This is a genomic window from Psychroserpens mesophilus, from assembly GCF_050617655.1.
Classification (GTDB): domain Bacteria; phylum Bacteroidota; class Bacteroidia; order Flavobacteriales; family Flavobacteriaceae; genus Psychroserpens; species Psychroserpens mesophilus_A.
Genome location: NZ_JBODQC010000527.1, coordinates 1 through 234 on the forward strand (window position 1 = coordinate 1; position 234 = coordinate 234).

Consider the following 234-nt stretch of genomic DNA (forward strand, 5'->3'; position numbering starts at 1 on the left):
GCTCGATTTGGAATCGAGGATTTCCCGGCGGATACGCGTATTTGCACTGTCCGGCCCCAGATACATCAGCGCCTTGTTTGCCAGCCCCAGGGCGAGGCTCCTGTTCCCGGCGTATTGTTCATTGCGGATGGCAGCCAGCCAGGATTCCGTATGCAGGCGCTCCCGGGACGTCACCCGGTTCAGGTGCCGCCGGGCCTGGTCGTAATTCCCCTCCCAACTATACGTCTTTGCCAG

1 pseudogene is annotated in these 234 nt (G+C 61.1%); it reads right to left on the minus strand.

Features of this window, described 5'->3' with window-relative positions:
• Nucleotides 1–234 (minus strand): annotated as a pseudogene (locus tag ACRHNM_RS18265) (YaiO family outer membrane beta-barrel protein); the annotation flags it as partial.